This is a genomic window from Lachnoclostridium sp. An138 (assembly GCF_002160765.1).
GTDB lineage: Bacteria > Bacillota > Clostridia > Lachnospirales > Lachnospiraceae > Laedolimicola > Laedolimicola faecalis.
The window spans coordinates 49,949-74,412 of the sequence record NZ_NFLF01000016.1; the positions used below are offsets into that span (position 1 = coordinate 49,949).

Annotated in this window: 25 protein-coding genes; 2 read left to right on the forward strand and 23 right to left on the reverse strand. The window is 46.3% G+C overall.

Annotated elements, in window-relative coordinates; genetic code table 11:
• Positions 1-4: 4 nt before the first annotated feature.
• From B5E82_RS13090 to B5E82_RS13140, 10 genes are all read right to left on the reverse strand, one after another.
• Positions 5-433, reverse strand: a complete 429-nt coding sequence (locus tag B5E82_RS13090; protein ID WP_087308007.1) for an HI0074 family nucleotidyltransferase substrate-binding subunit — start codon at positions 431-433, stop codon at positions 5-7.
• A complete protein-coding gene (locus B5E82_RS13095; RefSeq protein WP_087308008.1) occupies positions 414-686 on the reverse strand; it encodes a nucleotidyltransferase family protein in 273 nt (90 codons plus the stop codon). Before B5E82_RS13095 ends, B5E82_RS13090 begins: the two co-directional genes overlap by 20 nt.
• A gap of 309 nt (positions 687-995) precedes the next feature.
• Positions 996-2,213 (reverse strand): hypothetical protein, encoded by a 1,218-nt coding sequence (locus B5E82_RS13105; protein ID WP_087308010.1) that lies wholly within the window; start codon positions 2,211-2,213, stop codon positions 996-998.
• 12 nt (positions 2,214-2,225) lie between these two features.
• Positions 2,226-3,233 carry a class II fructose-bisphosphate aldolase gene (locus B5E82_RS13110; protein WP_087308011.1) on the reverse strand — a complete coding sequence of 336 codons (1,008 nt, stop codon included), beginning with the start codon at positions 3,231-3,233 and terminating at the stop codon, positions 2,226-2,228.
• A 94-nt stretch (positions 3,234-3,327) separates the two neighbouring features.
• Positions 3,328-4,806, reverse strand: coding sequence for an FGGY-family carbohydrate kinase (locus tag B5E82_RS13115; RefSeq protein ID WP_087308012.1), 1,479 nt, complete (start codon positions 4,804-4,806; stop codon positions 3,328-3,330).
• A 15-nt stretch (positions 4,807-4,821) separates the two neighbouring features.
• Positions 4,822-5,862 (reverse strand): 2-hydroxyacid dehydrogenase, encoded by a 1,041-nt coding sequence (locus tag B5E82_RS13120; RefSeq protein WP_087308013.1) that lies wholly within the window; start codon positions 5,860-5,862, stop codon positions 4,822-4,824.
• Positions 5,863-5,883: 21 nt separating this feature from the next.
• Positions 5,884-7,056 carry a zinc-dependent alcohol dehydrogenase gene (locus B5E82_RS13125; protein WP_087308014.1) on the reverse strand — a complete coding sequence of 391 codons (1,173 nt, stop codon included), beginning with the start codon at positions 7,054-7,056 and terminating at the stop codon, positions 5,884-5,886.
• Positions 7,057-7,078: 22 nt separating this feature from the next.
• Positions 7,079-8,029 (reverse strand): ABC transporter permease, encoded by a 951-nt coding sequence (locus B5E82_RS13130; protein WP_087308015.1) that lies wholly within the window; start codon positions 8,027-8,029, stop codon positions 7,079-7,081.
• A gap of 6 nt (positions 8,030-8,035) precedes the next feature.
• A complete protein-coding gene (locus tag B5E82_RS13135) occupies positions 8,036-9,565 on the reverse strand; it encodes a sugar ABC transporter ATP-binding protein (protein WP_330398373.1) in 1,530 nt (509 codons plus the stop codon).
• A 114-nt stretch (positions 9,566-9,679) separates the two neighbouring features.
• Positions 9,680-10,690, reverse strand: coding sequence for a sugar ABC transporter substrate-binding protein (locus B5E82_RS13140; protein ID WP_162610779.1), 1,011 nt, complete (start codon positions 10,688-10,690; stop codon positions 9,680-9,682).
• A 365-nt stretch (positions 10,691-11,055) separates the two neighbouring features.
• On the opposite strand from B5E82_RS13140, the gene B5E82_RS13145 reads away from it, so the two are divergent.
• Positions 11,056-11,886, forward strand: coding sequence for a DeoR/GlpR family DNA-binding transcription regulator (locus B5E82_RS13145; protein ID WP_087308017.1), 831 nt, complete (start codon positions 11,056-11,058; stop codon positions 11,884-11,886).
• A gap of 316 nt (positions 11,887-12,202) precedes the next feature.
• On the opposite strand, the gene B5E82_RS13150 is transcribed toward B5E82_RS13145, so the two are convergent.
• The 6 genes from B5E82_RS13150 to rpmJ all read right to left on the reverse strand — a co-directional run bounded on the left by B5E82_RS13150 (position 12,203) and on the right by rpmJ (position 15,772).
• On the reverse strand, positions 12,203-12,739 hold the full coding sequence (locus tag B5E82_RS13150) for a bL17 family ribosomal protein (RefSeq protein ID WP_087308039.1): 537 nt from the start codon (positions 12,737-12,739) through the stop codon (positions 12,203-12,205).
• 105 nt (positions 12,740-12,844) lie between these two features.
• The gene (locus B5E82_RS13155; RefSeq protein ID WP_087308018.1) at positions 12,845-13,804 is read right to left on the reverse strand and encodes a DNA-directed RNA polymerase subunit alpha; all 960 of its coding nucleotides are present in this window, start codon (positions 13,802-13,804) and stop codon (positions 12,845-12,847) included.
• A 60-nt stretch (positions 13,805-13,864) separates the two neighbouring features.
• Positions 13,865-14,458, reverse strand: coding sequence for a 30S ribosomal protein S4 (gene rpsD, locus B5E82_RS13160; RefSeq protein ID WP_087308019.1), 594 nt, complete (start codon positions 14,456-14,458; stop codon positions 13,865-13,867).
• A gap of 17 nt (positions 14,459-14,475) precedes the next feature.
• Positions 14,476-14,868, reverse strand: a complete 393-nt coding sequence (gene rpsK, locus B5E82_RS13165) for a 30S ribosomal protein S11 (protein ID WP_087308020.1) — start codon at positions 14,866-14,868, stop codon at positions 14,476-14,478.
• A 33-nt stretch (positions 14,869-14,901) separates the two neighbouring features.
• Positions 14,902-15,270 (reverse strand): 30S ribosomal protein S13, encoded by a 369-nt coding sequence (gene rpsM, locus B5E82_RS13170; RefSeq protein ID WP_087163733.1) that lies wholly within the window; start codon positions 15,268-15,270, stop codon positions 14,902-14,904.
• A 388-nt stretch (positions 15,271-15,658) separates the two neighbouring features.
• Positions 15,659-15,772, reverse strand: coding sequence for a 50S ribosomal protein L36 (gene rpmJ, locus B5E82_RS13175; RefSeq protein ID WP_003497809.1), 114 nt, complete (start codon positions 15,770-15,772; stop codon positions 15,659-15,661).
• Between the two features lie 389 nt (positions 15,773-16,161).
• On the opposite strand from rpmJ, the gene B5E82_RS13180 reads away from it, so the two are divergent.
• On the forward strand, positions 16,162-17,139 hold the full coding sequence (locus tag B5E82_RS13180) for a P1 family peptidase (RefSeq protein WP_087308021.1): 978 nt from the start codon (positions 16,162-16,164) through the stop codon (positions 17,137-17,139).
• A gap of 125 nt (positions 17,140-17,264) precedes the next feature.
• On the opposite strand, the gene B5E82_RS13185 is transcribed toward B5E82_RS13180, so the two are convergent.
• The 7 genes from B5E82_RS13185 to tuf form a co-directional block, all read right to left on the reverse strand.
• On the reverse strand, positions 17,265-18,296 hold the full coding sequence (locus tag B5E82_RS13185; RefSeq protein WP_275533162.1) for an ABC transporter permease: 1,032 nt from the start codon (positions 18,294-18,296) through the stop codon (positions 17,265-17,267).
• Complete coding sequence (locus tag B5E82_RS18545; protein WP_330398375.1) at positions 18,181-19,218, reverse strand: ABC transporter ATP-binding protein; 1,038 nt, start codon at positions 19,216-19,218, stop codon at positions 18,181-18,183. Before B5E82_RS18545 ends, B5E82_RS13185 begins: the two co-directional genes overlap by 116 nt.
• A 15-nt stretch (positions 19,219-19,233) precedes the next feature.
• On the reverse strand, positions 19,234-20,400 hold the full coding sequence (locus B5E82_RS13195) for an NEW3 domain-containing protein (protein WP_087308024.1): 1,167 nt from the start codon (positions 20,398-20,400) through the stop codon (positions 19,234-19,236).
• 220 nt (positions 20,401-20,620) lie between these two features.
• Complete coding sequence (locus B5E82_RS13200; RefSeq protein ID WP_087308025.1) at positions 20,621-21,169, reverse strand: hypothetical protein; 549 nt, start codon at positions 21,167-21,169, stop codon at positions 20,621-20,623.
• Positions 21,170-21,219: 50 nt separating this feature from the next.
• Positions 21,220-22,524: a type II restriction enzyme gene (locus tag B5E82_RS13205; RefSeq protein WP_087308026.1), complete on the reverse strand. Its 1,305-nt coding sequence runs from the start codon at positions 22,522-22,524 to the stop codon at positions 21,220-21,222.
• A 27-nt stretch (positions 22,525-22,551) separates the two neighbouring features.
• Positions 22,552-23,037, reverse strand: coding sequence for a flavodoxin family protein BilS (bilS, locus tag B5E82_RS13210; RefSeq protein ID WP_087308027.1), 486 nt, complete (start codon positions 23,035-23,037; stop codon positions 22,552-22,554).
• Positions 23,038-23,245: 208 nt separating this feature from the next.
• On the reverse strand, positions 23,246-24,439 hold the full coding sequence (gene tuf / locus B5E82_RS13215) for an elongation factor Tu (protein WP_087308028.1): 1,194 nt from the start codon (positions 24,437-24,439) through the stop codon (positions 23,246-23,248).
• Positions 24,440-24,464: the final 25 nt, after the last annotated feature.

Consider the following 24,464-nt stretch of genomic DNA (forward strand, 5'->3'; position numbering starts at 1 on the left):
TGCGTCATTCGAACGCTTTATCTTCCCGTTCCGGCAGATACCTGGTCTCCACTGTCTCCTGAAATGCTTCGAAGAGAGCCAGATAACAATTTATCAGCCTTTCGCAGACTGTCTTTACAATCTCGCCATCATAGTCATACGTCAGATCGTTTCGGTCACGAAGCATGTCCATCCAGGCGTCGTCTGAAATCAGCTGAAACTCATATGCTTTCCGCAGCACTTCTCTCGGTGAGCCTTTTGGAAAATCTACGACAGCAAATCGCTGAATCACAATATCTTTCATTACTTTCCAGGCAAGATCGAAGGTAATATTAAATTTTGCTCCCGCACCGCTGAGGATGAAGGAATCGTTCAGATCCCGCTCTCTGATCTCCTCCAGAGCGGCCAGCGAATTCCGGAAACTTTCAAATCTTCTATAATATTTTTCGTCCATATTCTCTGATCTCCTTTAACAGAAGCTCATTCTGACAGGTATCCATATTCACCACATCAAATGACAGAAGAGTCGGAATCTCATCTATCGCTTCTTCCAGTTCATCAAAGCGCTCTGCACCGGAAACTGCGATATCAATATCGCTCCGTTCTGTCTCTGTCCCCTTTGCCCGGGAGCCGAACAAAATCACTTCTCTTGCTCCATACTGCCTGCTGATTCTCTGAATCTCTTCAAGTATCTCCTGGATCTGCATTCTCTGTTTCTTCCTTCCTGCACCGGGCTATACTTCGTTTGCTCGAAGTATACTACGCCTTATTTTAGCACAGCAGGACCCGCAGGGCAAGAATTCCCCGGAAAGAACCTGTATTTATCACGTACCAAATATCTGAAGCATACACAAAAATAGGATTGTTATGGAAAAGAAAAGTACTGGAACTACCCGAAAAAGCTGCCAGATATACATAGTAAAAGCCCGGAATACGTCGCCGTACCCCGGACTTTCTCCCTTCAATCCGCATTTTCAAAATCCGCCCCGCTGTCACAAAAGCTTCTTCTGAAAATTTTAAATAATTCCTTTCATCTGCCTGTCTCTCAGTTTCTGGGCTATCCTTCGAATCTCGCTCTCACTCTGCCCCTGTACATGCGCCTCATAAAGCCGCAGCACAAGCTCCATCAAAGGCTCTCCTTCTTTCAGGCCAGAGATTTCCGTCAAAATCTCCTTTGCATTTTTCAAAGACTGCTCTTTTCCCTGTTCTTCCAGATATTCACGGACAGCACCCGCAGTTCCTACGCTGATAAATGCCGGATAGATACCTTCCTCCATGCAGAGGCGTGATGCTCCAATCAGTCTGTCAGCCGGAGAAAGCTTGCGCCTCGGATCCCCTCCTACACGGGCACAGGTATCCTGCAGCGCCTGATTTGTAAAACGCATCCGCAGATCCTGCGCATGTTGAAGGAGTTTTTCTGCAGAAACCTCATATTTTTTTGAAAGCGCCAAAACGCTCTCTGACATGGCCTCTGTAACCATGAGCTGCACTTCTGCATCATCAATAGATTCGTATATATATTTACGTCCTGTATATAATCCAAGATATGCGCACACTGCATGTCCCATGTTATGCAGATAAAGCTTCCTTTTTATGTAGAAATCAAAAGGTTCAAAGGGAATCATATTTTGAATCTGCGGGATTTCTCCTTTGAATCCTGCCATATCCACAGGAAGGAATCCATAACTCTCCACACATACGCGAAGAGGATTTCCATCTTTCATCTCCTCCGTCTGCACAGGTACCATCCGGCCGATCGACGCTTCCACAAGGCCTACGTTTTCATCAAACCACAGAGTCTCTTTCTCCGTCAGCTGCTCCTTGAGCATTCTTTCCAGCACCTTATTGGCATCCATCAGATTCTCACAGATAATGATATTGAGAGGGCCGCCATTTCTCTGCATTCGTTTCCGTATTCCGGCTGTCAGATTTGGAACTATGAATTTTAAAATATTAACGCCTACAGCAGTTGCCATAATGTCACAGCAGGCGATTGCATCCGCTACGGCTTCCGTGTCATTTCCGTTCACTGCCCTGACATTCTGTACTTCAATATCCTGGCTGCCATCATTCGATACAATTCGAATTGGATAAGCATGATCCCGATTCAAAGTATCCACCACAGCTTCCGCCACATCCACAAAGGTTACCTCATATCCAGACTGGGAAAACAACATTCCGATAAAACCACGTCCGATATTACCGGCACCGTACATAACTGCTTTCTTTTTCATACTTACCTTCCTTTACAGCACATACCACATATCAAGATACTCGCGTACAATACGCTTCATTTCCTGATAAATAATGTCCTGACGGGCCACAGTCGTAAATGCTGTCAGCGCCTCTTTCTCTCCGGTCACACACTTATCTGCAAGCCAGCCCTCTTCTTTCAGTTTTTCCACCACCTCTGGCCCTGCTGCCTTCGACGCATTCTTCACCAGAAATTCAAACAGCTTCGGGGAGGCATCCCGCTCCAGAGCTGTCCAGATATTTACTTTGCATACGCCATCATCAAACAGCTTTCTCAGCTGTTCATTGGAAACGGAAGATGTGCCATGAAGCACGATCTTCGGACCTATTTCCGCCTTAATCGCCCGGGCTGCATCACCGTGGTACTGAAGCTCTTTTCCGGATGCCCGGTGCTCAGTCCCCAAATTGGCCACTACCAGATCAACACCTGTCCTCTCCACATAGTCTTTGCATTTTTCTGCTGTCGTGATATCATTATGGGCTTCTCCGCCTGCGTCTATAATCTCATCACAAGCCCCTTCTACAAGAATTTCCTGTCCTTTTTTTTCTACAAAAGCTTTTGTCTTCGCAATATTTTCCTCCAAAGGTAGTGTAGATGCATCATACATAATGGAAGAATAACCGCTCAGATCACTTTCGCAGAGTTCCTCGTCCAAGTCATGCTGTACATGATCAAGATGCAGCATCAGTTCCACATTCTCATAATCTCCGCCTTCCCGCATCAGTACCTCTGCGTCCTGGCGGAAAAGTTCCAGACCTGTCTTCCAGTTCCGGCTGTGTGTATAATTTACAGCCTGGGGGCGGTGTTCATAGCGTACTGTCGCGGCCAGCGTCACCGGAACACTCGTCAGGCCTTTGTCTTTTGCAAACTCACTGGCTGCAGAAATAATGGCTTCCGTCGTCGTCAGATTTTCCGTGCACAGGCAGGGAATTACCCAGCCCTTCGCAGCTGCCTCTTCGTAAATCCGTACTACCTCATCTCTTTTTTTGATAATCGGCATTTTCTTATCCTCTCCTTTCACGTCACATTTCCATGTTTCCCCAACAAGCTGGGGCGCAACAGTACAAACACCAGCGTATTTGGGCCCGAACTCATCAGACTTTCAAATACGCGGCTGAATACTTCCGGTAGATCCTGTATTTGCTCTCATATTTCTTATAATTATCTTCCTGCGGTTCAAAATAGTGTACGCCTTTCACCATGTTTTTCCCAGCTTCATCCAAATCATGGTAAACCCCATTGCCAAGCCCCGCCAACATACAGGCTCCCAGAGAAGGCAGTTCAATATTGTCCATTCTTCCTACAGGAGCATGAATAAGATCTGCCCTAAGCTGCAGCAATTTGTCAGAGCGCGAACCACCACCGCCAAAATGCAGTCTATGAAATGGTTCTTTCCTGGTAGAACGAATATACTCTACACAAGCCACAAACTGAAAAGCCAAGCTCTCCAGAATACTTTCAAAAATCATATCCGTTGTAGTCCCCAAACCCATGCCCAAAACAGCTCCATGAAAGGTTTCTGCATACGGCAAAAAAATCAAAGGGTTTTCCCCATCTAACGGAACATTTGCAATCAGCTTGCCTACATCTGCCTTCTCATCCTGCAGAATATATTTGCAGTACCATTCCAACAACGCTCCGGCCGTCGGGAATGCATCCATCACGGTATACTTCCCTTTAAACGGCGAATTATAACAGCAGGAAAAAATCAGTGAATCACCAAAATCATTACACCCGTCCACAAATGTATCTGAAAAATATCCAATCTGCTCATAAGTTCCCATGAGCACACCTAAAATATCAGAATGTTCCAGCTTTACGCCTGTGGAAAGCAGGGAAGCAGATACATCATGGCAGCCTATTGTAACCGGCAGTTCACAGGGAAGTTTTACAGATCCATAGGAAGATATCTTTCCAATCGCCGTGGCTGATTCCACAATATTTGTCCCAAGTTTTGCTTCAGGAATTCCCATAAGTTCCAGAAGTGGCTCTGACCAGTGTCCGCCTTTCACATCATAGGCCAATTTTCTCGCTGCCAGCGTCGTATCCTGTACTCCAGGTAACCCCAACCTGTGCATGATATATTCTTGATTTGAATAGAATGCATAAGCTTTTTTAAATACTTCCGGTCTGTGTCGCTTTAACCACAATATTTTTGATACAGAGCTTAAGGTCGAAAGTGTATTTCCAGTAATACGAGCATATTCCTGAGCTCCTATCTCCTTATCCATCAATTCTACTTCCGACCGGGATCGTCCGCAAAATCCCGGGAGCATCGCATAGAGAGCGTTCCCGTCCTTGTCCACCGGTGTAATACTGTCGCCAAAAAATGAGAAAGTTACAGCTAACAGCTCCAAATTTTCCGGTAACTTACGCATCAACTCCTCTACAGCTGTTTCAGAAGCCTTCCATACTTCTTCCGCATTCAATTCTATCTCATTGGGACCCGGTGTATACCAACGGTATTTTCTACTGGTGCCCAATATCATTTCTGCTGTATCTCCATCAACCAGTGTCACATGCACATTTGAGGTTCCAAAATCCAACGCCAAAAACGCTCGTTTCCACTTCAATCAATATTCCCCCCGTCATCCATGCATTATGTGCTGCAGTTTTTCCCCTCTCGCATAGCGGGCCAAGTCTTCCGTCACAATCCCAATCGAAGCTTTAAAGGTTCCCTGACTTGTACCTGCCAGGTGCGCAGCCAGTGTCACATTATCCAGTTTACGTAACGGATGATCTACAGGCAAAGGTTCCTCCCTGAATACGTCCAAGACAGCTCCGCCAATTTTCTTTTCCTGAAGCGCCCTTATCAGTGCATCTTCATCTACCAGACCTGCCCTTGCTGTATTAACAAAAATTGCTGTCGGCTTCATCTGTGCAAACATTTCTGCATTAAACATATTTTTTGTCTGTTCGGTAAGCCGCGCATGAATCGAAACTACATCAGAAGTGCGAATCAATTCTTCCAGTCCCATAGGCTTGCAGCCGCACTCCAGAATTTTCTCATCCGCACAATAGGGATCATAAGCCGTCACTATTGTTCCAAAACTCTTCAGACGCGTGGCAATCTTATGCCCAATATCTCCAAAACCGATCAAGCCCACCTGGTAATCACACATGTTATAGGAATTCACAGAGTTTCCAAATTTTTTTGCCCAACCTCCACGTTTAATATCCTCATCTGTCCGCGCAATATTGCGAATTTCACAAATTATCGCTGCCACAGTAAAGTCAGCTACAGCAGTCGCTGCCCGCCCCGGCGCGTTGACCACTTGGATGCCTTTTTCTTCAGCCGCCTTCATATTGATATTTTCCATTCCCGTCCTGCAAGTAGCGATTACTTTCAACCCCGGAGCTGAATCCATTAATCTTTTGCTAACCGGTGCAAAATGTGTCACCACAATTTCTGCATCTTTGACTGCGTCAAAGACTGCCGGATTTATTTCTGTTTTCTCCGGTCCATTTACTTCCACAGACAACATAGATGCCTGATAACTGAGTTCATCCTCTCCAACTGTTTTTTCGATCAGTTCCACCGTATAGCCATACTGCTCCAGCTCGTAAAGCTTTTGCATCATTTCTTTTGTAATTCCCAGATCATAGATTCCTACAATTTTTTTAGCCATATTGTCCTCCTAAGAAATATCCTATTTTGCCAGATCTACCCATCCTTTTATATAGTTAGGATCACTTGAATTCATCATAGTCTCAAGCACAGTATCCAGTGTGCAACAATTTGTCAAAAGCTTCTCCAAGTGAAGCTCTTTGTATTTGCAAAGCATATGGAAAGCTTTATTAAAAGCCATTGGAGTATTGACACTCATTCCAATATAAGTCGCATGCTTTGAACACAAATCTCTTGCCGGATCAAACTCTATCGGACTTGTAGATGCAATATTGCCTACTTCCACCAGGGTTCCTACAGAACGCATCAGCTCGATCCCATCTCGAAATGCTCGTCCATTTCCGACACACTGAAATACTACATCCGCTCCAGCACCTCCGGTATAGGAACCAATAATCTCTTTTCTTTCTTCCAGGCTTTGTGTATGATAATTCAATATGCAGTCTGCATTCGAAATCTCCTGCGCTACTTTTAAACGCTCCGTTCTTCCTCCTGCGATTAAAATTTTGCTAACTCCCAGCATTCTTAGGCAGCCTGCTGTCAAAGCCCCTATCTGTCCGTCACCAATAATTAAAGCAACAGACGCAGGATTCAGCACATCCTCAAGAACACCTGGAGAACGCCAGGCCAGTTCTACAGCACGCATAGCTACTGCCATCGGATCCAGAAGAGATGCCACACTGCTTGGCATATCTTTGGGCACCTGCCAGACATAAGTTCCTGGCAGTATATACATATATTCAGAAAACCCCCCTTTGATATAAGGTTCTGTTTCCATCGAAGACGTCATAACCGGTTTCCCTGACATTCCCAGACACTCATAAGGCAGACCATATACAAAAGAATTTTCGCACACACCACAGGCTCCTACGCCAAAACGAAGACAGCTGGTACAATTTCCACAGGTAATCCACGGATACAGGTTAATTCTGTCACCTATTTTCAGCCTACCAGTATAGCATTTGATTGTTTTATGTGCGTTTTTACCCATTTCTACAATAGTACCGCAAACCTCATGCCCTAAAATAGTCGGTACTGAAGGTTTATTATGAAATACGTGCAGGTCTGTTCCACAGATACTTGCAGCTTCCACTTTAATTATCATTCCATCATCTCTGCACTCTGGAAGTTGAACATCCATTACACGGATATCCTCTTCTCCAACCCAGACAGCCGCTTTACATGTACCATTCATGCGCTTTCTCCTCTCTTTCAAACTAAAGTTTTACTTTCGCGTTTCTTTTTCTCTGTAAATTATCGAAAGTTACTGCTGCCAGCAAAACAATGCCCTTTACAACCCACTGCCAGTATTCATCCAGATTCATCAATGTCATACCATTGCTCAGCATACCCATAATCAGGACTCCAGCAATTACGTTAATCAGTTTTCCTTCACCGCCTGCCACACTGATGCCTCCAAGAACCGCTCCCGTAATGACATCCATCTCAAATCCTTCACTAGTATTCGGCTGCCCCGAGTTAATACGTGACAACATAATTACCCCCGACAAGCCGGCAAAAAAACCGCTTAAGGTATAGATGATGATCTTAATTTTCATAATATTTATACCAGAAAGTCTGGCCACTTCTTGATTTCCACCGATTGCATAGGTATACCTTCCGAACCGTGTCTGTTCTAAGAGCCACCAGCCAAACACAAAAATCAAAACCATTATAATAACTGGAATCGGGATTCCCAAAAGATATCCTTGACCCAGGGTCCGGATTTCCTCGGGAAGTCCATAGACCGGAATTCCTGATGTAAGAATATAGGCTGCGCCTCTTGCCATTGTTTGCATAGCCAAAGTAGTAATCAACGCCGGTACTTCAAACCTGGCCACCATAATACCATTGATCAAGCCACAGAAAGCTCCTACTGCCACGCCGATCAGCATCGCCGGAAAAATCGGCATGCCCGCTTCCGCTACCAGCTTAGCTGATACAACACCAACTAGAGCTATAATGGAACCAACGGAAATGTCAATGCCTCCTGTCAACAGCACCATTGTCATCCCTACTGAACAAATTCCTGTCATCGAAACCTGTCGGCAAATATTTAAAATGTTTCTCGAAGTCAAAAATGTATCTGTAATGAATGTAAAAAAAAGAATAATAACTACCAGAACCAGATACACAAATACTTTACTCATCGAAAATTTTTTTGTCATATTGCTTTACACCTCTTTTGCTTTATCGTTGGATGCCATCTCCAAGACAGTTTTCTGTATCTCTTTATTTCCTGTAATCTCATCTGCTTCCAGCTTTCCTGTCAGTCTGCCCTGATGCATTACCATAATCCTGTCCGACATACCAATCAGTTCCGGCATTTCCGAAGAAATCATTATTAAAGCTTTCCCCCGCTTTACAAGCTCGTTCATCAACATATAAATCTCGTATTTGGCTCCTACATCGATGCCTCGCGTCGGTTCATCAAGAATGATAATATCTGAATCCATAACAAGCCATTTTGCAATTGCCACCTTCTGTTGATTTCCACCACTCAGATTTTTTACCAGCTGTTCCATTCCCGGTGTCTTAATCGACAACGCTTCTATATAGTCCTTCACCAGCTCTTTCTCTTTTTTTCTTTCTATGGAAAAATACTTTTCCAACTCTTTTAGCTTTACCAGTGAAATATTCTCCCGTACGGATAACGTAAGAGACACCCCCTGTCCCTTTCTGTCTTCCGGTACCAAGCTTATCCCATGTCGTATAGCATCTGCCGGATTCCTGATTTCTACCTTACTGCCTTTAATATAGATATCTCCAGAACGTTTTTTATCAATTCCAAACAGAGCTCTCATCACTTCTGTTCGTCCGGCCCCTACAAGACCAGCAAATCCGAGAATCTCTCCCTTCCGTAAAGTAAAAGACACATCCTCAATATCAGTCGCCTCTGTGGACAGATGCTCTATTCTGAGGATCTCTCCGCCAATCTCTACATTTCTTTTAGGATATTCATCGCTCAATTCCCGGCCAACCATCAGCTTTACCAGTTCGTCCCTATTAGTTTCATTTGTATTTAAAGTCTTGATATATTGACCGTCTCGCATAACCGTTATGCGATCTGAGATTTCAAACAGTTCTTCCAGCCGATGTGAAATATAAATAACAGATACACCTTCTTTTTTTAAAGAATGTATCATATCAAACAGTATATTTACTTCTCTGGTAGACAATGGAGCTGTGGGTTCATCCATACACAGAACCTTTGCATTTTCCAAAATTGCTTTCGCAATTTCCACCAACTGTTTATATGCATTTGTAAGATCACAGACCCGAAGTTCCGGGTCAATATCTATTCCAAATTTTTGAAAGACTTCCTTCGTCTTGCTGATCATGGCTTTCTTATCCCGGTTAGGCCCATGCATCAGTTCTTTCCCCAAGAACAGGTTTTCATAAATTTTCAGATACGGTACCAGGTTAAATTCCTGATAAACCATAGAGATCCCTTTATTCTTTGCCTCCAAAGGCGACAGGCTTGTTATCTTTTCCCCAAAAAGATAATATTCTCCGGAATCCATCGGCTGCGCCCCAGCAATAATTTTACACAAAGTTGATTTTCCTGCTCCATTTTCACCTAAAAGCGCATGCACTTCCCCTTTTCGCAGTTCAAAATCTACATGATCCAGCGCTTTGACTCCCGGGTAAGCCTTGCAAATCTGATTCATTTTCAGACTGATTTCCTGGTTCAGTTTTTCCAAAGCTTTTCACTCCTCGTCTTGTATTTACTCATAAAAACAGCGGCTGCCAGAATACAGTCCATAGTCCAACAACCGCTATTTCTTCCTCAAGCAACTATCATCACGTCAGTTATTCTAATTAAGATATTCATCTACATTCTCTGCGCTTACTGCACTTACAGGCACCATATATTCCGTGGGAATTTCTTCTCCATCTCTCAGTGCCAATGCATAATCTACAAACTGCTGTCCTGTCCCCACCGGATTCAGGGAAACAGTACCTCTGTAAATTGTACCCTCAGAAATCAATTCCAGAGCCTGTTCTGTTCCATCTACTCCACCCAAGAAGAAGTCTTCTCCAACACCCTGTGCAATGCAGGTCTCATAAGCTCCAAGAGCTCCAGAGTCATTGATCCCTATAATAGCTACCACATCAGGATAAGCTGCCAAAATATTTTCAGCTGCAGTGATGCCCATGTCCGTCGTATGTGCATCAACTGTTGTAACACATTCTGCATTTGGTACATACTCTTTAATTCCTGCTTGAATTCCATTTTCGCGTCCGATGGTTTGCTCCAGAGCACTCTGCGTCAAAATTGCATATTGGCAGGTTGCATCTTCTCCAAATGTCTCTGCCATCCACTGTCCACAAATAGAGCCAATTGCTGTCCCCATCTCTATTTCATCTACATTCATGTTACAGGTTGCATCTTCATAAACCGTCGTATGTGTAATAACCGGTATTCCTGCCTCCTTTGCCTCTGCAATAACTCCTGTCAAAGATGAAGAATCCACAGGGCCAACTACAATTACGTCAACACCTTGAGAAATAAAATTTTCCAGTGCGGACACCTGGGTAGCCGCGTCAGACTTTCCATCTGTTACAACAGTCTGGATTCCAGCTTCTTCTCCTGCTGTTTGGAAGGAATTTGCAATGGCTGCCCAAAAATTGTTCGATAAATCCATGGGGCAGAAACCAACTGTGAAATCATCGTCAGATGATACCTCCGTAGCCTCTTCAGTCCCAGCTTCCTCAGTAGCTTCAGATTCTGATACTGTATTTTCCTCTGTTGAATCGGAAGAACCACATCCAGCTAATCCAAAAACTAATCCCAGTGCCAAAAGAATAGCCAAACTCTTTTTCATTTGTTTTACCTCCATACATTATTTTCGTTTTTAATAATTGCGCGCAATATTCGAAACATTTTCAAAAGATTTTTCTCGCTTTTCTTTTGATTTCGTAAGTTTATTTTAACAAGTTAGATAGTTTGTGTCAACAATAAATTTTGTTTTTGTCTTATATTCACAATTTATTTGCTCATTTCTTTCATTTTTCCTTTCCTTTTTGTTTCTTTTTCACAATTCAAAATTTTATTACTTTTGATTCCTATTTTTTATCTCTTTTCTTTATGCTTATTACCAGATTTTGCTTGATTTATATTATAATTTTGATATAATAATTTTAAGATTTCTTTTCGTTTTTACCAAACAATTACCTAGACTTAGCGATTATGAATAATAAAAACAACATTTCAAGGCAACATCGCCTAACACATGACGAAAAAAAAGCGTTTATTCTCGATGAACTAAATCAAAAGGGAAGCGTGCGTGTTTCCGATCTGAGTGAGCGCATGGGGTTATCAAGCGTTTCCATCCGAAACATGTTGATTTCTCTGGAAAAAGAATATCTCCTCCAAAGAACTTGGGGCGGTGCCATCAAACCCATTGGCACAGCAAAGGAAATGTCCTATCATACACGAGAAACAAAGAATCTGGAAGAAAAGGCCGCGATTGCAAAGGTAGCCTATGACTGCATTGAAGAAGGCAACACAATATACATCGACAGTGGCACTACTACTTTCGAGCTCGTGAAGCTGATCCGTCGGATGCCCAAACAGAACATCCTAATCGCAACAAACGCTTTTGATCATGCCACTGCATTGATTGGAACAGAAGGAATAAGGATCATTTTTGCAGGCGGTGAGATTCGTCACGACAGTCGAGCTACCAGTGGTCATTTTACAACGGACACTATCAGTAAAATGATCTTTGACAAAGTTTTCATTGGTATTGAACATATTTCTTACGAACATGGCCTGACCACTCCCAATATCCAGGATGCAGAATTAAAGCAAACCATCCTAAATTCCGCTAAACAGTGCTTTGTTCTTGCTGATTATTCAAAATTCTGGGATGATTCTTTGATTCATGTAAAAGTGCCGCAGAAACTCTGCCAAGTCATTACTGACTGGCACATTACACGAGAAGAAATCAGGAAATTTGACGCCCGTGGAATTCACTGTATTCCGGCTCCTGATATTTCTGGAACTGAACAGACCTAGACGCAAAACAATAAAAACCATAAATAAAAAGAGGATGTTCAAAAGTTACTTTTTGAATATCCTCTTTTATATATTCTCCTGTTTATTCCCTGAGTTCTATTTTCTCACTGCATCTATTTCATGCGTATATCCATTATTCATATTATAAATCTATCACTTTTTCCAGTATTTCACTATTATGGCGCAGAGCAACCTGCAGGGCAAGAATACTCGAAAAAAACCCCCGAAGCTCAGGATAAACTCCTTCGCCTCGGGGGCCTTCACCCGCCGCTGTCATTCACGCGCGGATTTCATTTTAAATTTCTTTTCGCTCTGCTTATACCAGCTCCAGCAGCACTTCCATCGCTGCGTCGCCCTTACGCTGGCCGATCTTCACGATTCTGGTATAACCGCCGTTACGGTTTGCATACTTCGGTGCGATCTCATCAAAAAGCTTTGCCGGCATATCTACCTTCTTGGTATTGCGCTTCTTGCCTGCTGCTGCGGTCGGAACCTCGGTAACCGGGTACAGAACCTTCAGCATCTGGCGTCTTGCATGAAGTCTGGAAGGCTGATCCTTCTTGATCGTCTTCTCTACCTCGTCGTATACGGTTACTTTCTTTCCGTCTACAACTTCCTTCACGCGCTTTCCGTCTTTGTCCTTACGTGCAACCTTGGCTGTTACAGTAACGGTATCGAAGTTATCCTTTTCCTTTACTGCAAGTGCAATCAGGCTCTCCGCAATCTTGCGTACTTCCTTTGCCTTCGCCTCAGTAGTAACAATCTTTCCGTTCTCCAGAAGAGCGGTCACCTGATTTCTCAGGAGAGCCTTTCTCTGGCTGGAAGTTCTGCTCAGTTTTCTATACTTTGCCATTTCATTTTCCTCCATTTGTGGAACCGCTTCTCCATGCATCTTCGGTCTTACTGAAGAAGGGCTGCTCCGGCCTGCGGCCGGGGCCTCCATAGTTATTAAGGTTTATTACTCCTCGCTCGGATTCAGCTCCAAGCCGAGCTCCTTGAGTTTCGCAAGCACTTCCTCCAGGGATTTGCGGCCCAGGTTGCGGACTTTCATCATATCCTCCGGAGTGCGGTTGCAAAGTTCCTCAACGGTATTGATTCCTGCTCTCTTGAGGCAGTTGAACGAACGTACAGAAAGCTCCAGTTCGTCAATGCTCATTTCAAGCACTTTCTCTTTTTCATTGTCCTCTTTCTCTACCATAACCTCTGCGGTCTTGGCATTCTCGGACAGGTCGATAAACAGGCTCAGGTGCTCGCTTAATACCTTTGCAGCCAGGCTGACTGCCTCGTCGGGAACCAGGGTTCCGTTCGTGTACACGTCCAGCGTCAGCTTGTCAAAGTCCGTCACCTGACCAACACGCGTATCCTGAACTGTCATGTTCACGCGCTCTACAGGCGTGTAGATGGAATCCACCGCAATCACGCCGATGGGAAGATCCGGATTCTTGTTCTTCTCCGCGCTTACGTAGCCTCTGCCCTTCGTAATCGTCAGCTCCATGTACAGCTTGCTGTCAGCGCCGCCGTTCAGATGAGCGATTACAAGCTCAGGATTCAGGATCTCAATATCGGGATCTGCCTGAATGTCAGCAGCCGTCACCACGCCCTCACCGTCAAACTCGATATAGGCGATCTTCGGCTCATTGCTGTCGCTTGTATTCCGAATAGCCAGATTTTTGATATTCATAATGATTTCAGTCACATCTTCCTTTACTCCCGGAATGGAACTGAACTCATGCAGAACACCCTCAATCTTTACCTGGCTGACTGCTGCACCCGGTAACGAAGAAAGCATGATTCTTCTCAGGGAATTGCCCAGTGTCGTACCATAGCCTCTCTCAAGCGGCTCAACTACAAATCTCCCGTATTTCTTATCATTTGAAATCTCTGCAATCTCAATTTTCGGTTTATTAAAATCGAACACTAAAAGGCCCCTCCTTCATATTTGGTCTGGGTGTTACGCTGCCGAATGTCTGGCTACATCTTACTTGGAGTAGAGCTCGACGATAAGCATCTCATTTACCGGTACGTCGATGACCTCTCTGGACGGAAGCTCTTTCACAGTTCCCTTCAGAGCCTCCAGATCAGACTCCAGCCACTCCGGAACCAGTCTGCCGCCGGTTGCCTCTACGATATCCTTATATCTCTGAGAGCTCTTGCACTTCTCCTTGATCTCGATTACGTCGCCTGCCTTTACCAGATAGGAAGGAATGTTAACCTGCTTGCCGTTTACCAGCACATGCTTGTGGTCTACGATCTGTCTTGCCTCTCTTCTGGTTCTCGCAAGTCCCAGACGGAACACTACGTTGTCCAGTCTGCTTTCCAGCATGATCATCAGGTTCTCACCGGTCATGCCCTTCATTCTGTCGGCCTTTTCGTAGTAATTACGGAACGGCTTCTCCAGTACGCCGTAGATGAACTTTGCTTTCTGCTTCTCGCGAAGCTGAAGTCCATACTCGGACATCTTTCTGTTGGATCTCTTTAACTCTCTTGTTGACTTTTTATCAATTCCTAAAACGGTCGGCTCCAGACCAAGGGAACGACATCTTTTTAATACCGGAACACGATTGACTGCCATTACTCTCTACCTCCTAATTAGACTCTTCTGCGCTTGGGCGGACGGCATCCGTTATGCGGAACGGGTGTCACGTCACGGATACTGGTTACCTCCAGGCCGCATGCCTGAAGTGCACGGATAGCTGCCTCACGGCCGGAACCCGGTCCCTTAACCATTACGTCTACAGTCTTAAGTCCATGTACCAGTGCTGCCTTGGTAGCTGTCTCAGCCGCCATCTGCGCAGCATACGGAGTAGATTTCCTTGAACCTCTAAATCCCAGACCACCGGCACTTGCCCAGGAGAGAGCATTTCCTTCAGTATCTGTCAGCGTTACGATTGTATTGTTAAAAGATGACTGAATATGTGCCTGTCCGCGTTCAACGTTTTTCTTTACGCGCTTTTTTGTCACTTTCTTTGTAACTTTCGCCATTTTAAACTAACCTACTTTCTTCCTATTTACAAATTATTTCTTCTTGTTTGCTACGGTTCTCTTCGGACCCTTTCTTGTTCTCGCGTTCGTCTTTGTCTTCTGACCGCGAACCGGAAGTCCCTTACGGTGACGGATACCTCTGTAGCATCCGATCTCCTGCAGACGCTTGATGTTCATGGCAATCTCACGTCTCAGGTCACCCTCTACCTGATAATCAGCATCGATTACAGCGCTGATTCTTCTTACTTCGTCATCTGTCAGGTCTCTTACACGGGTATCCGGATTTACCTTTGCCGCTTCCAGAATCTTGTTGGCGCTTGCGCGTCCGATACCGTACACGTAGGTCAAGCCGATTTCCACACGCTTTTCTCTTGGTAAGTCTACACCAGAAATACGAGCCATTTGATTATTCCTCCATTTTGAAAAAAATTGGGTTCCGGGCGTTTTTTAATAGGTGCCCGCTGACACTTTCCTAAATGAGACACGCTTCCAGGGCGCGTCCAGCCGGATAAAGACCCGGCCTTTCAGATACTCTGCATCCGCATTTCTCCGTTTTAAGCAATATCATTGTGAATAATCCTGGTCAAATCTATTTTGTAAATACATTGGCACTCTGCAGAAGAATGCACCATGGACACTAAATTCGATTGCTCGCTGCACTCGCATCTCATTAAGTGTCCAGGTGTACTTTCGCACTAACCTCAAGCTTCACACTGACGCGTTCGTTTTCGCTAAGTGCTCAATGCACAGCCGCACAAAAAAATTATCACAAGAATCACAGTCTGCGGAATTATCCCTGGCGCTGCTTATGCTTCGGGTTCTCGCAAATTACTCTGATACTACCTTTTCTTTTGATGATTTTGCATTTCTCGCAAATGGGCTTTACAGATGATCTTACCTTCATCGTAAAAATCCTCCTTTCACATCTTGCGTTCTCCGCCTCTTTCCGACGACTGGGTTTTGAAGCGGAAAGCTTCGGAAAACAAGGCGTTTCTTGCTGCCGATCCCCCGGAAATCCATGAAAAAAGCGCGCAAAAACAGGCGCAAAATCCCCGTGGAGATCATACGTCTAGTAGTGTAGCACAACCAAAGACGGAATGCAAGCATTTTTTAGAGAAAAAAAGGAAATTTTTTAAAGCAACAGACCTGCTGTTTTTGCGGAAACCTTCAGCGGCAGACTCAGATTTCCATTGAGGCGGGCCTGCAGAAATGCTATACTGAAAGACAGATATATCCGGAATTTCAGGGAACTTCAGAGAACCGTAAAACACAGGAAAGGAACGGACAGGAATTATGATAAAAAAAGAAATCCGCATTACAGAAATAAAAGGCATCCGAATCGGACAGGCTGAAAATCCGGCGGCCGGAACAGGCTGTACGGTATTTCTTTCGGAAAAGGGAATGGCAGCAGGACTGGATGTCCGGGGAGGAGGACCTGCCTCACGGGAATCCGAGCTTCTGAAGCCTCTTGCCGCAGCCCGGATCATTCACGGCATCCTGCTGGCCGGAGGCAGCGCTTATGGCCTTGACGCTGCGGGCGGAGTCATGAAATACCTCGAAGAGCGGGGAATCGGCCTGGAAGTCGGCCCCTCTCTCAAAGTGCCTCTCGTGTGTCAGGCGGATTTGTTCGATCTGACCGTGGGCAGTTCTCATATACGGCCTGACTTCAACATGGGGTATGAAGCGTGTGTCAACGGGGAAAAAGGCGAAGCCGGAAACTACCGGGACGGAAATTATGGCGCAGGCTGCGGCGCCACCGTGGGAAAATTCGCCGGAATGGATTATTGCATGAAATCCGGAATCGGCAGCTATGCTCTCCAAATCGGCTCGCTGCAGGTGGGCGCTGTCGTTGCCGTAAACGCTCTTGGAGACATTTATGACTGGAAAACGGGAAAGAAGATAGCAGGACTTCTGGCAGAAGACAAAAAGACCTTCCGTTCTACGGAAGAGCTGATGTATGCCAGCACAGATATTATAGAAAATAAATTTACGGGAAACACTACTTTAGGCGTCGTGATTACAAACGGCAGATTCAGCAAATCTTCTCTGTGCAAAATCGGCGGCATGGCTCACGACGGCTATGCCCGTTCCATTCGGCCGGTACATACCTCAGCCGACGGAGACAGTATTTATGCTGTTTCCGTGGGTGAACTCCCTGCAGACCAGGATCTTACCGGGACTCTGGCGGCTGAGGTCGTGAGCGAAGCCATCATACGGGCTGTCCAAAGCGCCGCAAGCGCTTATGGATATCCCGGTCTGGCAGATTCTTAAACACTGACACCCCTGCTGAAAAACACACCCCTGCTGGAATATAGTGCAAAACATCTATTCCGGCAGGGGTGTGTCTTCTTATTAAATTCCGCTGTATGTCCCGTTACATATTTATTGCTTCTTGTTTACTTCGAACGAATCTCCTGCCGCATAAAGCAGATATAGGAGCCCGCGAAGGTTACGAGCATCAGGGCGATCAGCCCGGCCAGATGCGGCCATACGAGCAGAAGGCTCTGCCCAAGGCTTAAGTAACCGCTGATAGCTCCCGAAAGGGATTCCACCGTAATCACATTGACAGCGCGGACGCTGGGATTCATGATCGTGGAAGCCGCCTCGCTGTAAAGGTAATAGGGCGACAAACGGTTCAGGTTCAGTTCCAGCGTGTAGTTCCCCATGGAATTTGTCAACATCTGCCAGTCATTGTTCATTGGATAAAAGACATTGGCAATAATTCCTGCTACCAGGCTCATAAACAGGGCAAAAAACAGCCAGACGCCGATGCTTGCCATAGCGGAAGCCGCCGCGTTCCTGCAGACTACCGAGAACCACAGAGACAACCCCAGCCAGAAACAGATATAGACAGAGGTAAAAATAAGATAGAAAAAGACTCTTCCCACTTCTTCCAGACTGGGCGGAACGCCTGTCACAAGAAGGCCTGCCGCGCCCACAGAAATTCCCATGGTGAATACCATGAGGAAAATCAGCGTAGTTCCGGCCAGAAATTTCCCGTTGATAATAGAATCACGGTAAATGGGCTGCGCCGCAATACGGTACAGGGTACGCTCTGATTTTTCTCCGCTGATCCCGTCAAATCCGAGAATAATCCCCACAAACGGCCCCAGAAGGGCGATAAAGGACATAAAAGACGGGATCGAATTTCCGCTTGTGGTATAAAGGGAAAGGAATATGTAATCGCTGTCTGAACTCATACCGGACAGAGCCCCGTACAGGCTGGCGTAGCTGGTGATGATAATAACCGCCAGAATCAACATAAATCTTCTGCTTCGGATATTATCCATCATTTCCTTCTGGTAAAGAGCTTTAAGCCCCGCCAGACTTTCTCTGTCCAGAGCGAAGGCCTTCTTTAAGTCTTTCCAGAGCGCGATTTCCTTTAATTTTATTCTGGGCTTTTCGCTGTTCCCGTTCGGCTTTTTCAAAGTACCGGCTGTAGATTTCATCCAGATCTCCTCCTTTCTGGCGAAGTCCAAGAAGCGTATAGCCGTTTGCCGTCAGCTCCATGGTCACCCTTCTTCTCAGATCCATCCGGGAATGCACAAGCACATTCTCTCCTTCCCGTTCGACGCTGTCTGCTCCTTCAATATTGGAAAGCAGACGCACAAGAGCCTCATTATCAGGCTCCGCAGACAGCTCGAGGGTATATTTTCCTTCGCGCTCCATACGCTTCCCAAGTTCTGAAATGGTTCCGCAGGCAATCAGGCTTCCATCCACGAAGATGCCTACCCGGTCGCAGATCTGCTGAACCTGGTAAAGCTGATGTGAGGACAGCAGAATCGTACGTCCGTCCTTCTCAGACAGCTCCCGAATCAGTTTTAAAAGGTCCCGCATACCCTGTGGATCGATTCCCAGGGTCGGTTCATCCATGATAATAATTTTCGGGTCCTTAATCAGTACATCTGCGATGCCAAGCCTCTGCTTCATACCGCGGGAATAGGTTTTCGTCTTCTGGTCCGCGGCTTCCGTCATGCCTACTCTCTCCAGAAGCTCATCTGTGCGCTTCCGGATTACATCTTCAGCAAGCCCGTTCAACTGTCCGGTGAAATGCAGATTTTCCCGGCCGGTCATATCTCCGTAGAAGCCCACATTGTCCGGCAGATAACCGACCACACGCTTAACACCAATTGGATCTCTTGTACAATCCATTCCTTCTATCGTCGCAAAGCCTTCTGTGGGTTCGGTCAGTCCCAGAAGCATCAGGGTCGTCGTCGTCTTTCCTGCTCCGTTTGGACCCAGAAGGCCGAACACTTCCCCTTTTTTAATCGTCAGGTTCAGCTGTTTGACCGCTGTTTTTTCCCCATAGCGCTTTGTCAGGCCAACTGTTCGTATTATGTATTCACTCATATGCGCCACCAGCCTTTACCGTCTGCCGTATTTCTTAAATACCGCCGCGACGCCGGCTATCAGCGCAAGGATAATAACAACTGCCACAACACCCCAGATTGTCTGGGTCTTTACAGACACCCGGAATTCAGCATCTGAAGAAGTCTCTGAACAGCTTGCCGTAAACGTACATACGTAATCACCCGCTATAGCAGAATCACCAGGCGTTACATGAGCCGTGACTTCCTGGGTAGCTCCCGCTTCCAGCGTATCGATGGAAGATGTATCGAACTCCACGGTCCAGCCGCTGGGCGCGGAAGAGCTCAGGGTGATGTTCTGCAGATCCACGTTGCTGTTGTTTGTGACAGTCAGCGTCACGTCAGATTCTCTGTTGATATGAGCGTCAAAGCTCAGAAGCTCATTGGGTGTGGAGAGTGCCAGGGAATAGGTTCCGGTAATGGTTACTTTCAGCTCAGTGCTCAAAGAATCATTGGCCGAAGTAGCGCTGATTGGAATGGTATATTCTCCTGCCTCTACGTTTTCCGGCGGAGTTACGCTCACGGTCAGTCCCTGGCTGGACGCAGATGCCACATCAATGCTGGCTACGTTCGTTGTCTCGCCGCTGGGCTGAAAGGATACCTGCCATCCATCGGGCGCTTCAGCCGCCAGACTGTAAGACTGATCCGCCGCGCTGTTATTGATGAGAGTCGTGTTGAAACTGAAGCTGGTGCCGGACGCGCCTTCCTGTTCCGCATATTCCGTCTCCAGGCTTCCCTGGCTGTACTGGACTTCCTGAATATCAAAGACCAAATCTACCGTATCAGTCAGGCCTGTATCGGAAACCGCCTGAAGCTGAACCGTATAAGAGCCTTCCGCCGCGTCATCAGGAATCTCCAGCTGAAAGGTCAGAGACGCCTCTTCTCCGTTCTGTACATGGACACGGCTGATCTGGCTGCCATTTCCGCTGAAGTATCCTTCCCAGCCCTCCGGCATGGACAGAATACTTAAGGAAGCCTCCACTGCGCTTCCGCTGTCATTGGACACGTACATGGAAATACTCTGGCTGTCGCCTGCTTCCACCGAAATACCCGGATAATCCGTGTAAAGCTCCAGGCCTCCGGCAGCCTGAGCCTTCATGGGGGAGACAGCTGCCAGCACTACCAGCGCAAGCGCCGCCAATGCATACTTGATTTTGTTTCTCATAACTTCTCCTTTCTGGTTTCACCATCAGGCGGCGGCTCCCTTTCATCCCGCCGCCTTTTGTAATTCCTTAATATTTTAAGAAGAAATTATGTTCATTTATTGAAAAAAGTATGGAGAAACTGTGATTTTTGTATTAGATTTCCATGAGTATTCAGAATGTCTGAAAATGCGTCTCAGATAAAATATTACCAAAACTTTTCCTGATTTTCGTCTGCGGAAGTCATCGCAGAGATGCCTCTCTTTCTTTCACATAATTCAGATAAGCAGCCCTGCTCCTGTCCAAATATATAAGGAAAATAACCACACAGGCCAGGTACACGACACCTGCCGCGCTCGCCAGAAACATTGTAAACTCGCTGGAAATGAAAAGCATAAGCAGAATAAACAGCAAGGTTGCCGTCCATATTTTCCACACCTGGAACAATTCCTTTGAGTAAAACTCTTCATTTCCCGCCTGTTCCATGTCCTGAATTCCTGCAACAGTCATGTAGCGGATATACATATCTCCGGCTGTCACCAGCCATCCAAAAACAGTCGCTGCGGGACCTGACAAAGACAGTTCATACAGGCTTCCAAGCCACAGAATGCCTGCGCAGACCGCCAGTACGACTGCCCCTTTTCTGGCTCTGGCAAAGATAACACTCTCCTTCAGAAATCCAGTCAGACCTCCGGCAATCAATATGTATCCGGCTAATTTCAGAAAGAGCTCCAATCCCTCTTCCTTCAAATGTAACAGCACTAACAGAAATCCCGCAAGTACAGCTGTCATATACTGTCCCCCCTTCTCCGACTCTGTCTTCCCTCAAAAACATCCGCTTCTCACAGCCGCGTAAGATTAAAGATCCATTTCAGCCAGCCATATACAGAACTGGCACGGCGCGCAATCTGTCCTTCCCCACACACACGCAGCCGCCGCATCTCATCTTCTATGGCCTTTTTATCCGGCAGCTCCCCTTTCTCTGCCGTCTGGTCAAAGAATTCCGCAAAAATCTGATGCTCCAGAATCAGGCTCACGAGCTTCAGCTGCCTCTTTTTATAATTAAGTTTGAATACCTTCTGGCCCTGGGTTGTCAGCGCCGCAAGAATCTGGCCCTCTTCCTTCCGTTTTTCAAACAGCCCCAGATATTTTCCGGCATTGTAATAATAATCCGACTGCCTGATATCAAAGTCCATCAGCTCAGCAATCTGCTGGCTCGTCATGGGATTCTCATACATGTTTTCCAGAAGGGAAATAATTCTCTCCATGGAATTTGCCTGAATGAAGGGAATATCTGTCCCTTCCATGGCGTCATCGGTGCGCACGGTTGTATCCCGCCGCACCTCTTTCAGCTCCTCCAGAGAAATAGAGGTGTCCTGAAGAGAATAGTTTTTCGTCTGGACCAGTTCTATGGAAGAATAATTTTCCGGATCTGCAAAACGGTATTCAAACAGCCTATAAATCATGTTTGAATAAACACAGAATATCAGCCGGACAGGCTTCTTCACCTTCGTCCGCCAGAGCCGGTAGGGATAATAGAGCTGGCGGATATGAAAATCCTTATGTACTACGTTTTTTGCTTCCATAATCACAACCGAAGTCCGGTTCTCAAAACCGCCGTCGATCTCGCACTGGGCATTCTCTACATGAATCGTCCGGCTGATGCCCCGGACGGTATCCACCTGAAAGTCAAAGACTCCAGTCCCCATCCTGCCGTTAAAAGTCTCTGCGTTCCTTCCTTCCCCCAGAAAATCATCCAGAATTCCTGAGAGGATCAGGCCATGAATCGCATTTGCTTCAGAATTAATATTGTTGACATCGATGGACTCATAGTCCGGCATCTCAATATGAGTCATCTGGGTCACATGCTCGGAAAGCTCCGGAATCTCCTGATAAAGCAGAAAATCTCCCAGCACATAGGAGGTCCGGCTGTCAGGCAGGATGTTGATTTTCTTTCTGCGCAGAATCTCCGGCAGAGAATCAGAACTGTCCCATTTGGCCATCAGGCGCGGCTCTCTGAATTCCCGAATCTGATCGGCCCGGATCTGGAAGATTCCTTCTCTCTCAACAGTTTCCGCAATCGGATATTTCCCAAAAAGGGCTTTCCACGCCTCATTGGCGGAAAGCCCTGTATTTCTCTCTGTCATAGGCAGCTCCCTGCAGCTTTTATGATTTCAGGCCAGCTTCAGCTCATCCAGGATCTCCGAAAGCCTTTCCAGATCCTTCTGATCAGGATGCGTCAGCGCCTCCTCAAAATTCTGCAGGCTGACCTGCATCCTTTTATCCTCCGGATGCTCTCTGAGCATAGCCACATAACGCTCTTTCACAGACATTGGCATCTTTCCCTGACAGTAATAGTGCCCGATAATCTCATCGCTCTCATCCAGAAGTCCGGCAGCTCTCTCAAAAAGCTTTCCATAGTACTCCTCGCTTCCTCCGAAACCGCAGGTGCCAAAGATAAACACTTTTTTGCCATGAATTTTTTCCGCCTGTTCCTTCATCTTTTCAGAAAAAGAGCCCTTATCTGTCCAGGAACCCAGAAAAACCACATCTGCATCCGCAGGATCGTCTGTGAGCGTTCCCATATATTTCTTTTCAATCACATCTGCCAGCATCTTGGTATTGCCTGTGACACTGTCATAAAGCACACATATTTTCATATCGCAATTCCTCCTGTCTCTTTGATTTTATCACACAAGGAAAGGAAGTCCAAGTACTTTGCAGAAAATAGCCGGCGTTCAGACGCCAGACTTATGGACTGACAGATTCACTGAAATGAATAGAACCACGCTGCTATCGCGTGGTTTTCCTGATACAAAAAAAGGCTTCCGGGGAATTCCCAGAAGCCTTTTTGTTACTGTATAAAAATTACTCGATAACGGAAGCCACACGTCCAGATCCTACAGTACGTCCGCCCTCACGGATAGCGAAGGTAAGACCCTGCTCCATAGCGATCGGATGAATCAGCTCGATGGTCATCTCTACGTTGTCACCAGGCATGCACATCTCTGTTCCTTCCGGAAGAGTGATAACGCCGGTAACGTCAGTTGTACGGAAGTAGAACTGCGGTCTGTAGTTGTTGAAGAACGGAGTATGACGGCCACCCTCGTCCTTGGTCAGAACGTATACCTGAGCGGTAAACTTGGTGTGGCAGGTAATGCTGCCCGGCTTAACGATAACCTGACCTCTTTCGATCTCGGTTCTCTGAACACCACGAAGCAGAGCTCCGATGTTGTCACCAGCCTGAGCCTCGTCAAGCAGCTTACGGAACATCTCGATACCAGTTACAACGGTCTTACGAGTCTCTTCCTTGATACCAACGATCTCAACTTCCTCGTTCAGATGCAGAACACCACGCTCTACACGGCCTGTAGCAACAGTACCACGTCCGGTAATGGTGAATACGTCCTCAACCGGCATCAGGAACGGCTGATCTGTTGCACGCTGCGGGTCCGGAATCCAGCTGTCAACAGCGTCCATCAGCTCCATGATCTTGTCGCCCCACTCGCTGGACGGGTCCTCAAGAGCCTTCAGAGCGGAACCCTGGATGATCGGTGTGTCATCTCCCGGGAACTCATACTCGTTCAGCAGCTCACGGATCTCCATGTCTACCAGCTCAAGCAGCTCCTCATCGTCTACCATATCACACTTGTTCATGAATACTACGATGTAGGGAACGCCTACCTGACGGGACAGAAGGATATGCTCCTTTGTCTGAGCCATTACACCATCGGTAGCAGCTACTACCAGGATAGCTCCGTCCATCTGAGCAGCTCCGGTGATCATGTTCTTTACATAGTCAGCATGGCCCGGGCAGTCAACGTGTGCGTAGTGTCTCTTCTCTGTCTCGTACTCAACGTGAGCAGTAGAAATGGTGATACCACGCTCTCTCTCTTCGGGAGCCTTGTCGATGTTCTCGAAATCGGTAGCTGTGTTACCAGCAACACGCTCAGCCAGAACCTTTGTGATAGCTGCTGTCAGAGTGGTTTTGCCATGGTCTACGTGACCGATGGTACCGATATTACAATGCGGTTTGGTTCTTTCAAATTTAGCTTTAGCCATTTTGAATGTCCTCCTTAATTCATAC